This window comes from Hyphomicrobium sp. LHD-15, from assembly GCF_031157355.1.
In the GTDB taxonomy this organism is placed as follows: domain Bacteria; phylum Pseudomonadota; class Alphaproteobacteria; order Rhizobiales; family Hyphomicrobiaceae; genus Hyphomicrobium_C.
Genome location: NZ_JAVIFT010000002.1, coordinates 383347 through 395704 on the forward strand (window position 1 = coordinate 383347; position 12358 = coordinate 395704).

12 protein-coding genes are annotated in these 12358 nt (G+C 63.5%); 7 read left to right on the forward strand and 5 right to left on the reverse strand.

Annotated elements, in window-relative coordinates:
- The first annotated feature begins 4 nt into the window (after positions 1-4).
- The 6 genes from ftsE (at position 5) to RCO24_RS08530 (ending at position 6890) form a co-directional block, all read left to right on the forward strand.
- Positions 5-661, forward strand: coding sequence for a cell division ATP-binding protein FtsE (gene ftsE / locus RCO24_RS08505; protein ID WP_308961413.1), 657 nt, complete (start codon positions 5-7; stop codon positions 659-661).
- Positions 645-1814: an ABC transporter permease gene (locus RCO24_RS08510; RefSeq protein WP_308961414.1), complete on the forward strand. Its 1170-nt coding sequence runs from the start codon at positions 645-647 to the stop codon at positions 1812-1814. Before ftsE ends, RCO24_RS08510 begins: the two co-directional genes overlap by 17 nt.
- 288 nt (positions 1815-2102) lie before the next feature.
- A complete protein-coding gene (locus RCO24_RS08515) occupies positions 2103-2741 on the forward strand; it encodes a YdcF family protein (RefSeq protein WP_308961415.1) in 639 nt (212 codons plus the stop codon).
- 13 nt (positions 2742-2754) lie between these two features.
- Entirely contained in the window at positions 2755-3489 is a 735-nt protein-coding gene (locus RCO24_RS08520) for a 1-acyl-sn-glycerol-3-phosphate acyltransferase (RefSeq protein ID WP_308961416.1), read from the forward strand.
- 77 nt (positions 3490-3566) lie between these two features.
- Positions 3567-6017, forward strand: coding sequence for an adenosylcobalamin-dependent ribonucleoside-diphosphate reductase (locus tag RCO24_RS08525; protein WP_308961418.1), 2451 nt, complete (start codon positions 3567-3569; stop codon positions 6015-6017).
- Positions 6018-6455: 438 nt separating this feature from the next.
- Complete coding sequence (locus tag RCO24_RS08530; RefSeq protein WP_308961419.1) at positions 6456-6890, forward strand: hypothetical protein; 435 nt, start codon at positions 6456-6458, stop codon at positions 6888-6890.
- 101 nt (positions 6891-6991) lie between these two features.
- Here the strand turns inward: RCO24_RS08530 and crcB are convergent, their stop codons facing one another.
- The 4 genes from crcB to hisC all read right to left on the reverse strand — a co-directional run bounded on the left by crcB (position 6992) and on the right by hisC (position 10483).
- Entirely contained in the window at positions 6992-7372 is a 381-nt protein-coding gene (crcB, locus tag RCO24_RS08535; RefSeq protein WP_308961420.1) for a fluoride efflux transporter CrcB, read from the reverse strand.
- Positions 7373-7710: 338 nt separating this feature from the next.
- Positions 7711-8376, reverse strand: coding sequence for a gamma-glutamylcyclotransferase (locus RCO24_RS08540; protein WP_308961421.1), 666 nt, complete (start codon positions 8374-8376; stop codon positions 7711-7713).
- A gap of 17 nt (positions 8377-8393) precedes the next feature.
- Entirely contained in the window at positions 8394-9383 is a 990-nt protein-coding gene (locus RCO24_RS08545; protein WP_308961422.1) for a prephenate/arogenate dehydrogenase family protein, read from the reverse strand.
- Complete coding sequence (gene hisC, locus RCO24_RS08550) at positions 9380-10483, reverse strand: histidinol-phosphate transaminase (RefSeq protein ID WP_308961424.1); 1104 nt, start codon at positions 10481-10483, stop codon at positions 9380-9382. Before hisC ends, RCO24_RS08545 begins: the two co-directional genes overlap by 4 nt.
- A gap of 446 nt (positions 10484-10929) precedes the next feature.
- On the opposite strand from hisC, the gene RCO24_RS08555 reads away from it, so the two are divergent.
- A complete protein-coding gene (locus RCO24_RS08555) occupies positions 10930-11781 on the forward strand; it encodes a hypothetical protein (RefSeq protein WP_308961425.1) in 852 nt (283 codons plus the stop codon).
- A gap of 88 nt (positions 11782-11869) precedes the next feature.
- Here the strand turns inward: RCO24_RS08555 and RCO24_RS08560 are convergent, their stop codons facing one another.
- The gene (locus RCO24_RS08560) at positions 11870-12166 is read right to left on the reverse strand and encodes a hypothetical protein (protein WP_308961426.1); all 297 of its coding nucleotides are present in this window, start codon (positions 12164-12166) and stop codon (positions 11870-11872) included.
- Between the last annotated feature and the right edge of the window lie 192 nt (positions 12167-12358).

The following is a 12358-nucleotide window of genomic DNA, read 5'->3' on the forward strand; positions in this document are numbered from 1 at the left end:
GACCGTGATACGGTTGACGAATGTCGGTCTCAAATACGATCGCGGGCCTGAAATCCTGTCAGAGGTCAATTTCCACCTCCGGCCGGGGTCGTTCCACTTTTTGACCGGTCCTTCGGGTGCGGGCAAAACCTCGCTTTTGCGTCTCCTTTTCATGTCGCAGCATCCGACGCGGGGGCAGATCCAGCTTTTCGGCCAGGACGTGAGCCGGATTACGACGAGCAAACGCGCGCCTCTGCGGCGCCGGATCGGAATCGTGTTCCAGGATTTCCGTCTGCTCGAGCATCTGACCACCTGGGAGAACGTGGCGCTGCCGCTGAGGGTCGTCGGCAAGCGGCTCGACGATTACAAGGAAGATGTGACGGATCTTCTGCAGTGGGTCGGCCTCGGGGACCGCATGCATGGCTATCCTTCGGTACTGTCGGGCGGTGAGAAGCAGCGCGCGGCCATCGCGCGCGCGGTGATCGGCAAGCCCGAGCTTCTGCTCGCGGACGAACCTACCGGTAACGTCGACCCGCAGATGGCGCGCCGTCTGCTCAGACTTTTCATCGAACTCAACAGGCTCGGTACATCGGTTCTGATCGCGACCCACGATCATCAGCTGATGAGACAGTTCAAAGCCCCTCGACTGGAGATCCACGACGGCAATGTCCGGATCGTATGACAGACCCGACCGACCCCCGCTCAGGGGCCTCGATCCCCACCGCGTGCCCGAGTACGACCCCTACGACGACGGGGGGCTCGTGACGCAGGGCGGACGCGTGACCACCCAATCGCGCGATCCCATGAACTATGAGCGATCGCAGTACGAGACCGATCCGGGCCTGAGCGGAGAAGGCACGCTCAGGAGCGACTACGAGCGGGTGTCGCGTCCCGATGCCTATTCGCCGCCGGTGCGGGATTCCCGGAAGGCGCAGTCGCTCACGGCGCCGATCGTGCCGGCGGGTTCGGTGACGGGCCGGTCGCTTACCCTCGTCATCACCATCATGTGCTTCCTGGCCTGCCTGACGGCGGGCGCGGTCTACATGATCCGCCAGTCCGCCAATGCCTGGCTCAAGGATATCGCGAGCGAGGTGACGGTTCAGGTCCAGGCGAAGGACGGCGTCGATACCGAAAAAGTGACTCAGGATGTCGCGGCCTATCTCGGCAAGCAGGCTGGGATCAGCAAGGTCACCGTGCTATCGGCGGCCGAATCCGGCGCGCTGCTCGAGCCGTGGCTCGGTCCGATCGACGACCTCAACGCGCTTCCGCTGCCGCGGCTGATCGCGCTCGAACTCGACCGGGCCGGAACGCCGAACGTCGATGCGGTCAGAACCGGACTCGAAAGCCGTTTTCCCGGCGTGACGCTTGACGACCACCGCCGGTGGCAGCGGCAGATCATGACGATCACGCACAGCTTCTCGCTCGGCGGGCTTGCCATTCTGGCGCTGGTCGCGATGGCGACGACGGCGATCATCGTTTCGGCCACGAAAAGCTCGATGGCCTCCAACCGCGAAATCGTCGAGGTTCTGCATTTCGTCGGTGCGACCGACCGCTTCATCGCGCGCGAATTCGAGAAGCACTTCCTGCGGCTCGGGGTGCGTGCGGGGCTGGTCGGGGCAGGCCTCGCGCTTGCCGTGTTCCTGCTGATGCCGACGCTCGTGCAGATCCTGGGCGGCGGCTCAATGACGCTGTCGGAGCTGCACCGGCTGGTCGGGTCGGGTGCGCTCGACATGGCCGGCTACGTGCTGATGGGCATCGTGGTGGTGGTGGTGGCGGCGCTTTGCATGCTGACCTCTCGCTTCGGCGTGTTCCGGATCCTCAACAGCAAGCATTAACGGGCGTTTCGGCCGCTTCGGGGGTTGATCAATTTCCTTTGATTAATCAATACCAAAGCCGGCGAGAGCACGACTTGTCACAACGGAGACCAAATCAGATAGTCTCCTGAGGGGATGGGTGGCTTGCGCGGGTTCAAAGGTCTGCGCGCGGCGCTCTTCGTTTCATCGTGCTTCTTATCAGAAGTGGGTTCCTGCTGGCGTCGCCGCACTGTACTTGCCCGGCCGCCATGACCCGGTTCCCATTTTTCCGGAAGCACTCTAGCCTGTTCCAGGGCTGGATGGGCAGTTATGACTCCGAGACGCTTCGTAATTGGCTTTGTGGGTTGCGCGCTATCGCTGGTCGCGTTCGGATTCGTGCTGTTCGCCAACGCGGTGATGCGCGAGCCGGAGGTCCAGAACGTGCAGGCCGATGCGATCGTCGTCCTGACCGGCGGGCAGACGCGCATCACGGAAGCCGCGCGCCTCCTGGAAGACGGACGCGGACAGCGCCTTCTCATTTCCGGCGTCAATCAGAAGATCGGCCGCTCTTCGCTGATGAAGATCTCCGGGCTCGACGAGAAGATCTTCACCTGCTGCGTCGATCTCGGCTATGCGGCGCTGAATACGGTCGGCAACGCCGACGAGACACGGCGCTGGGCGGATGCGCTCGGTTATGACCGGCTCATCGTCGTGACGGCGAGCTATCACATGCCGCGCAGCCTAGCGGAGCTTCAGCGGGCGATGCCGAACATCGAGCTTGTTCCGCACCCGGTGGCGCCGGACGGTCTCAAGCGCAAGGTGTGGTGGCTGGATTCGTCTGCGATGCGGCTGCTCGCATCGGAATATATCAAGTTTCTGCCGGCTGCTTTCCGGTTGGTGGTTGCGCGCGGCGTCTCTCCCTGGCAGGGAACGGTGACGGCTTCCTCCGGCGCTCAGCGCAAATCCTGAACCTGATCCCGCCATGCTGCTTGTTCGCTCGCTTCTCTTCGCCCTCGCCTTCTACGTGACGACGGCCCTGTTCCTGGTGCTCGGCTCGTGGCTCTTGCTCGCGCCTCGAAGCTGGGCGATGGCCGGCCTCAAGACGCATGCGATCGTGTCGGTGTGGCTGCTGCGCGTGATCGCCGGCACGAAGCTCGAGGTGCGCGGGCAGGAGAAGCTCGCCAAGGGGGCGGTGCTCGTCGTCTCCAAGCACCAATCGGCGTGGGACACGTTCGGGCTGGTGCCGCTGTTTCGCGATCCGGCGATCGTGCTGAAGGACGAGCTCAAGTGGATCCCGTTCTACGGCTGGTTCTGCGTCAAGTTCGAGCACATCCTGGTCAAGCGCGACAAGGCGGCGAAGGCGCTGAAGGCGATGATCGCGGACGCGCAGATCCGCAAGGCCCAAGGCCGTGAGATCGTGATCTTCCCCGAAGGCACACGGCAGGCGCCCGGCGCGCCGCCCGACTACAAGCCGGGCTATGTGGCGCTCTACGAGGCGCTCGAAATTCCGTGCGTGCCGCTCGCCCTCAATTCGGGGCTGTTCTGGCCGCGTCGCCAGCTCATCCGTCATCCCGGCACGATTGTCGTCGAGTTTCTGGATCCGATCCCGCCGGGGCTTCCCCGCAAGGAGTTCCGCGCCGTGCTCGAAGCGCGTCTCGAAGAGGCGGCGCAGCGGCTGGTTGCGGAAGGGCGTCGAAACCTTGAAGAGAACAAATAAGAACACAAAGAGAACATTTTATTGACGAAAGCGCGATAAGCGCTTATATATCGGCGGACTGAGAGGGTTCGCCGCGTATGACAGACACCCCCACATTCCTGGCTCCGATTTCCGAGGAGATCTGGCGCTCCAAGTATCGCTTCGCCGGCGATGGGGCGTCGCCGGATGGGCAGGGCGAGTCACTGGCCGATACGTTCCGCCGCGTCGCTGAAGCCGGTGCGGCCGCCGAGAAAGGCGGCAAGCGGGTGCGCGCGCGTTGGGCGGCACGCTTTTACGATGCGATCGCGGATTTCGGCTTTCTGCCGGCGGGGCGCATTTTCGCGGGTGCAGGCACCGGGCGCAGCGTCACGCTTTTCAACTGCTTCGTCATGGGCCGCATCGCCGACGATCTCGGCGCTATCTTCGAGAACGTCAAGGAAGCTGCCCTCACCATGCAGCAGGGTGGCGGCATCGGCCACGACTTCTCGACGCTTCGGCCAAAGGGAGCGCCGGTCAAGAGCATCGGCGCGGACGCCTCGGGGCCGGTCAGCTTCATGGACGTGTGGGACGCCATGTGCCGGACGATCATGTCGGCAGGCGCGCGGCGCGGGGCGATGATGGGCGTGCTTCGCTGCGACCATCCCGATATCGAAGCGTTCGTAGATGCCAAAGCCGACGCGGCGCGGCTTCGGAATTTCAATCTTTCGGTGCTGGTTTCAGATGCCTTCATCGCCGCGGTGCGCGAAGACAAGCCGTGGGATCTCGTGTTCGAAGGTACGGTCTACAAGACGGTGCAAGCGCGCGTGCTGTGGGAGCGCATCATGCGCGCGGCCTACGATTACGCCGAGCCGGGCGTAATCTTCATCGATCGCGTCAATGCGATGAACAATCTCTCCTATTGCGAAGAAATCCGCGCCACGAATCCCTGCGGTGAGCAGCCGCTGCCACCTTATGGCGCGTGTCTGCTCGGCTCGGTCAATCTTGCCGAGCTGGTGTCGCAGCCGTTTGCTGCGGGCGCTGCCGTCGACACAGCCAAGCTCGAAGAGCGGGTGCGGGTCGCGGTGCGCTTCCTCGACAACATGATCGACGTATCCGGTTATCCGCTGCCGGCGCAGCGGCAGGAAGCACAGGCGAAGCGTCGGATCGGGCTCGGCGTCACCGGGCTTGCGGACGCGCTGATCGCAGTGGGTATGCGTTACGGGACGCCGGAGGCCGAGCATCTTGCTCAGTCGTGGATGGCTGCGATCGAGCGCGCGGCTTATCTCGCGAGTGCCGATCTCGCGGCCGAAAAAGGAGTTTTTCCGCTCTACGACGCCGATAAGTTTCTTGCTTCTCCCAGCGTCGCGCGGTTGCCTTCCGAGGTGCGCGAGAAGATTGCGAAGTCCGGCATTCGTAACGGTTGCCTGACCTCGATTGCGCCGACCGGGACCATCTCGCTGTTCGCCGGCAATGTGTCGTCTGGTGTCGAGCCGGTGTTCGATTTTCGCTACACTCGGCGTGTGCTCGAGCGAAGCGGAGCGACGCGCGTCGAGGAGGTGGAGGATCTGGCTCATGCTCGCTTCCGGCGTCAGTTCGGGGCCAAGGAGCCGCTTGGGCACGCGTTCGTGACGGCGGGGGAGCTTTCACCGCGCGAACATCTCGTGATGCAGGCGGCACTTCAGCGCCATGTCGATAGCTCGATCTCGAAGACCATCAATTGTCCGGCCGATATTTCGTTCGAGGCCTTCAAGTCGATCTATCTCGACGCTTTCGATCTGGGGCTCAAGGGCTGCACGGTTTATCGGCCGAATGCGGTGACGGGTGCGGTGTTGGCTGCCGTCGAAGCGCCTTCGCAAGCAGTGACTTCGAACAGCGATCAAGCCGGTGAGCAGCCGAGGGAGCGGCGCCGCGATGCAATCGCGGTCACGCCAGCGGCGTCGGTTCCGGCTGAGGTCGGTTCGGGGCGGCACGGCGATGTCGTTTACATGTCGCAGCCGCTCGATCGCGATCCCGTGCTTGCTGGCTATACCTACAAACTCAAGTGGCCGGAGAGCGATCACGCGATCTATGTGACGATCAACGACATCGAGCATGGCGGCAGGCGCCGTCCGTTCGAGATCTTCATCAACACGCGCAATCTCGAGCACTACGCGTGGACGGTCGCGCTCACTCGCATGATCAGCGCCGTGTTCCGCCGCGGTGGCGACGTGGCGTTCGTCGCGGAAGAGCTCAAGGCGGTGTTCGATCCGCAGGGTGGGCGCTGGATCAGCGGCCGATATGTGCCGAGCCTGCTCGCAGCCATCGGCGAGGTCATCGAGACCCACATGCGGCGGATCGGTTTTCTCACCCCTGCGGACGGGCCTGTTCAGCTTCCGATCGCGGAACCTATGGCCGTCGCGGAGGGGGATAATGTTTCGGGGCTTAGGAGTGGGCCGGGTCCGATTGTCGGGGATGGCGGTTTCGCCGTCCGTCCGTCGGGCCGGAGCTGTCCCAAGTGCGCCTCTCTCAGCTACGTGAAAGAGAGCGGATGCTGGGTCTGCCGGTCGTGCGGATTCTCGCGCTGCGAATAGCGGGCGCGTGTTTGGCCCTCGCCAAGGTGAGCCGGCTGAAGGGTGTCGTGGAAGCGCGGGCGCGCGTTTTGGGAGAGTTCGGCCGGACGGGAGGGATAGGCAACTTCAGTGTATGAGGCTCTGGTTGGGCGATGGTCGGACCAGGTGAAGCCGGGAAGCGGATCAGGAGGCGCGCGAACGGGAACGCTTCAAACGTGACAGATCCGTGGCGGATCGTAGCCGGCCGTTTGGGGGGAGTCCGTGAGGGCTAACTTCATGAATCATAAAGCACGTTCCCTACGGAACAACCCAGGACTCCGGTTTTCGGTTAAGCTCACCTCAAGTGGGAAATGCCCAGAAATGACTGAGATCGAGCCATATTTCGGCTGGAAACGCTCAGCACTCTCAGGGTCAGGTTCAGTAGCGTCAAGGCCGCGTAAACGGCAAAGGATCCTCGTCATGGGAGCGCGTGTCATTCAACTCGCAGAAGTCAGAGCCCGCCGCTCGGCTCCGAAGCCCATCTCGGCCCTGGACAGCACCTCCGAGCTCAACGACCACTTCCATTTCTGGAGTGGAGCTTCGGGCAAGCGCTACGTTCATTCGGTCTACGATCTTTTCGATTGCCCGGAAGTGCCGGCAGCGAACTTCCTGCTGGTGCGCCGCGATGGCGTCGGCCGTCGCTCGGTGCTCGCAATCGGCTACCTCACCCATGACGCCGCCTCGCTCAACCTGGCGGAGATCCGTCATCGCGCTGCGCGGCTCGGTGCCAACGAGGTCCACGTCCATCTTCTCGCGTCCACACCGCAGCAGCGTCGCGGCATCGAGCTCGATCTTCGGGCTGCCCAGATCGACCGCAACGATAGCGAAGAGCGGATCTCGGGTACGCGCCACTAAATTCTCACGTTGATACTCTCGCTCGCGTTCTCGCGCCGGATCCAACCATCCGGCGCGTTTTGTTTTTTCTGGTTTCCCGCGTTTGGTTCTGCTCGCTCCCGTCAGGCGAGCATGGCGCGTGTGGCCCACAGGCCGAGGAAGAGGCCGAGGACAGAAAGCGCGACGCTGCCAGCCACATAGACGAGAGCCGAGAGGGTCTCGCCGCGCTCGATCAGAAGCGCGGTATCGAGCGAAAAGGCGGAGAAGGTCGTGAAGCCGCCGAGAATGCCGGTCGCCAGGAACAGCCGCAGCTCAGGGGCGCCAGAGCTCCGGAAGGCCAGCCAGCCTGCCACCAGACCCATCGCAGTCGATCCGAGTACGTTGATCGTGAGAATGCCGTAGGGAAAGCTGCTGTTGGCGTTAGCCGTGACCCACAGGTTGAGGAAATGGCGTGCGAGCCCGCCGAGGCCTGCGCCGATAAACACCAGCAAAGACGAGTTCATTCCTTCTGCTCCTCCGCATCGTGTGCCGGCCGGGAGCGGGGGACGATCAAGACCAGCTCCCGCCCGCGCCTTTTGATGAGACCGACGTTTCACGCTTCGGATTGCCAGCACCCGAAGCGATGACGGTCTCGCGCTTGGCAGGAGCTAAAACCGTTCCGCTCTTCCACCAAGACCGGATCGGTTCTAGCTCTTTATTTCATCGTGCTTCTTATCGGACACTTTTAGTTGCACGGCTTCGCCATGACCGGAAGCACTCTAACAGCCTTTCGGCGGTTGTCGGGAAGCTCCATTCCCATCCCACGTGACCGAGTATGCGCAAGGCCGCCACGCCCGGCAAGTCAGACCAGCTTGGCCCGATAGCCGAAGCGGTTGTCGCGCACCATCGGCGGCGACGAGTGAGGCTTCCAGGCCCAACTCCGCGCCAGAGACTTGGCGCCATTCGGGCATCGTCCGGCGATCGGACCGAGCAACGTCGCCAGCCGATCGAGCGCGGGCTCGCGGATCCCGAAATCCACGAGGTGACGGCGGGTATTGAGCGCATAGTCGAGGTTGGTTCCTCCTCGCCCGGCGGCTCCACGGATCATGTGTGCCTGGCGGGCGAGCGGCAGGGCTCCGGCGTAGGCGGGATGCGCGCGCTCGGCGATGTAGGTGACGCCCCAGACGGTGCGATCCGGTTCACTTTCGGCGAGGTTTGCGATGTCGAGCGGCACCAGGGCTTCGCGATAGACGCCGTAGATCAACTCGCGGCGGCGCAGGTAGGTCAGCGTGCGCTCGCGGGCGTCCGGTCGAATTCGAAACGCGATGCCGTCGCAGACGCCGCCGCGGTCGAGCCCCAACACCAGGCCCGGACGGCGCGTCGTGCCGCGGTAGTGAATAGAATAGACGCAGAAGGCGCGATGATAGCCGGTGAGGCGCGCGGGGCGGGCTTCCTCGAACGGAAAGCCCGGGTTCCACATCAGCGACCCGTAGCCGAAGACCCATGTGTCGGCTGGTTCCACGGGCATGCCGATTGCGGTCTCCCTCAGGTTGGCTTGGTCTTGGACGTGGCCGACGGAGATCGGCCGAAGTTCGGCGCGGCGGTATCCTGGCCGGCCTGGATGATGTTGCGCCGGACGGCACGTGCGTCAGTAAAGAGGCGGTGCAGCTTGTCACCGTCGCCGAAGCGGATTGCGCGCTGAAGCTCGGTCAAGTCCTCGGTGAAGCGGCCGAGCATGTCGAGCACGGCGTCCTTGTTGTTGAGGAACACGTCGCGCCACATGGTCGGATCGGAGGCGGCAATGCGGGTGAAATCGCGGAAGCCGCCGGCCGAGAACTTGATGACCTCGCTGTCGGTCACGCGCTCGAGGTGGGCGGCGGTGTTGACGATGTTGTAGGCGATGAGGTGGGGCACGTGGCTCGTGATCGCGAGCACGAGATCATGGTGCTCGGGCGTCATGATCTCGACCTTGGAGCCGAGCGCTTCCCAGAATTTGCGCAGCTTCTCGACGGCCTTTTCGTCGGCGGTGGGTTCCGGCGTCAGGATGCACCAGCGGCCGTCGAACAGCTCGGCGAAGCCCGACTCGGGACCGGATTGCTCGGTGCCTGCGATCGGATGGCCGGCGATGAAGTGAACGCCCTCGGGAACGTGCGGCGCGACGTCCTTGACGATGGCGGCTTTGACGGAACCGACGTCGGTCAGGATGGCGCCCGGCTTCAGGCTGCGCGAGATTTCCTTGGCGATGGGGCCGCAGAGGCCGACCGGCGTGCAGAGGATGACCAAGTCGGCTTCCTCCACCGCTTCGGACGCCGAAACGAAGCCCTGCTCGATGAGGCCGAGGTGCATGGCGGTCTCGACCGTCGCGGGGGTGCGGGCCGAGCCCACGATTTCACCCGCAAGGCCGGCGCGGCGCGCGGCGTGGCTGATCGACGAGCCGATCAGCCCGATGCCGATCAGCGCGATGCGCTCGAACATCGGCTGGGTCTTGGGTTTGACTTCGGGCGAGGTTGCCGGCGTTTTCGGGGCCTTGCTCATCGGCGCTCCTCGACGAAGGCGGCGAGGGCGTCGCGCACCTTCCTATTCTCGTCCTCGGTGCCAACGGTAAGGCGCAAGGCGCCCGGCAAGCCATAGCCGGCGACGCGACGCAGGATGATGCCGCGCTGTTTCAGGAACGCGTCACAGGCGGCGGCATCCTTGTTCGGTGCGTCGGGGAAGTGGATCAGGATGAAATTGGCGACGCTCGGCGTTACCGAAAGCCCCAGCTTTTCGATTTCGGTCGTGAGCCAGGGGATCCACTGCTCGTTGTGGTGCACCGCCGCTTCGATGTGAGCCCAGTCGTCCATGGCGGCAGCACCGGCAGCGATGGAAGGCGCGGAGAGATTGAAGGGGCCGCGGATGCGATTGAGCGCATCGGCGACGGCAGCCGGGCAGTAGGCCCAGCCGATGCGCAGCCCCGCGAGGCCGAAGATCTTCGAGAAGGTTCGCGTCATCACCGTGTTCTCGGTGGTAGCGACCAGCTCGAGGCCGGCTTCATAGTCGTTACGGCGCACGTACTCGGCGTAGGCGGCATCGAGCACGAGCAGCACGTTGGCGGGAAGCGCGGCGCGCAGCCGGCGCACTTCGTCGATGCCGAGATAGGTGCCGGTCGGGTTGTTCGGATTGGCGAGGAACACGATCTTGGTACGCGGCGTTACGCGCGCGAGGATCGCGTCGACATCTGCCTTGAGGCCGGTCTCCGGCGCGACGACCGGCGTGGCGCCAGCCGCGAGAATGACGATGCGGTAGAGGAGAAAGCCGTGTTCGGTGAAGAGGCCTTCGTCGCCAGGGCCGAGATAGGCGTGCGCGATCAGGCTGATCAGCTCGTCGGAGCCGGCGCCGCAGACGATGCGATCGGCGTTGAGACCGAAGCGGCGCGCGATGGCCTGGCGGAGCGCCGTTGCCTGACCGTCCGGATAGCGCTCGAGCGCGCCGCCAGCTTGCGTGAAGGCTTGAACGGCCTTCGGGCTCGGTCCCAGCGGCGTTTCGTTCGAAGAGAGCTTGATCGGCTTCAGCCCACCCGGAACATGGCTTTCGCCCGGAACATAAGCCTCGATATCGAGGACTCCGGGGCGCGGTGTCGGTGCGGCAGGGGCCATGGTTCAGCTTCCGGGAGGTGGTTGCTTTCTGCGGATCGGACGGATCGCCCGCGGTTTTCCGGGGCGGGCCCCGTGATACCGAGCGCGCCGCGAAAGCGCAAAGGTTTAAGCGTGAAAGGAGCGCTGGATCGAGTTGTCTTCTTGAGGCTCCGGCGAGGGTGGTTCGTTTCGCACTTTCAAGCTTATCGGCGGGTGCCGGCCCGTTAGCATTTTTCCCACGTAGCTTTACCAACTTTTAGTCGCATCGGAACGGGCCTCAATTTTGGGTTGATCTGGTGAGGCGGGGTGTCTGGGTTCGGCCATGCTGCCTTGAGACGCACGGCTCATAAGCATGGTGCGCTGATTTTGGTCGTAATTACCTGCGTCTGCTTGCCCCAACCAATGCCCCTGCCGGTTAGAGGTAGGGTTGGATTCGGCGCGATTTCCATCGCCAACGGCTTTCAGGAATGACCACGTACACCGACTATCTCAGAGACAGGGTTCTGGCTGCATCCGTCAGCGATCAGGGGCAGCTCGAACAGCTGATCCATGCCGAGCGGAATATCTTCTGGCAGCGGCTGGTAACTAACCCCGCGTACGACGAGCGCGGCCGCCTGACCGCGCTGGCTGCCTTCGACGAGGCGGCTGGCGTCGTGTTCGCCGAGCAGACAGCCCGTTTCAGCAGGACTTTATCTCACGGGTCTCTCAACAGCGGGCCGCCCGGTAACGGGCAGCCGCGCCATCTCCATCCCCACAATGGCCCTCTCCAGGGCGCGGGGGCTGGGCAGACCCTGCGGCCGCATGCAGCCGCGCCAGCTGGCGAGCCCGAAACATACTCGGAGCCAGAGCCCGGCCGCGGGCGATCATTCCTGCGGGATCTCGTGTTTCTGCTGATCGGAATTCTGATCGGATTCGTCGCGGCCTACTTCGTGCTGGGCGGGCTCACGCGCGTGTTCGCTGGCGGCTCAACCGCCACTCCGGCCGTGGACGGCCTTACGGCCTCCCAGAAGTCGTTCAAGTTTGTGAAGAGCAACCCGAGCGACCTCGTAGGTGAGGTCAAGGTGGACTATGCGAGTGGTGCGCGGCCGAAAGGCTACAAGTGCAAAGTTGAAGCAACCAACAAGCAGATCCTGGAATACGTGCAGTTCGACAGCGCCTGCCAGACGGTGTCGTTCAAGTTTCTGCCGCTGCCGACGCTTTGGGATAACTTCAATTATCTAGAAGGCTATATGGTCTTCTCGACCACCATAACATCCGCCGCGGGCAAGTCCTGGGAAGGGTCCGCCAGCGTCTATTTCAAGATTGATGGAACGGCATAGAAAAACGGCAGCGCCGATTTCGGAACTGCCGCCTGGGTCTTGCTAATGGATCCTAGGTCAGATCGACGAGAATCTGACGTGGCCATGGTCACTGCATGTAAGGGCTATCGCCGCCGTGCGGTGCGTTCGGCGACGAGAAGAAGAAGCCGCTGTCGAACGGGCCTGCCCGAGTTTGCTCGGTGTAAGTCGGATCGGTGAATTTGCGCGTGTTCGTGCCCTGCAGGTACTTGTAGGAGTACCCGCCGCGCTTCGGCGCCGGACGCACGACACCGCGCAAAGCCTTTTCCTTCGCCCCGGATTGCTGGGCGAGAACCGTGCTCGGTGTAGCGGGAAGCGCAAGCGCTGCCGCGACAGCCATGATTTTGAAGAGAGCGAGTTTTTTCATGGCGCTAACTTAACCCAGGTTGGGGGTGCATGTCGATGTGGGGCGTGCTGCAGACAGGCTTTCGATTGCCGAGTGTGGCTTTCAAATCCTCGGCTTGACCAGGATGATGCTTCTGCCCACCGAGGATCGGTGATTGGGCGTTGAGGAGCCGTTAACGCGGGTGCAATCTCCTCTGTTCCATGATGGTCGCGT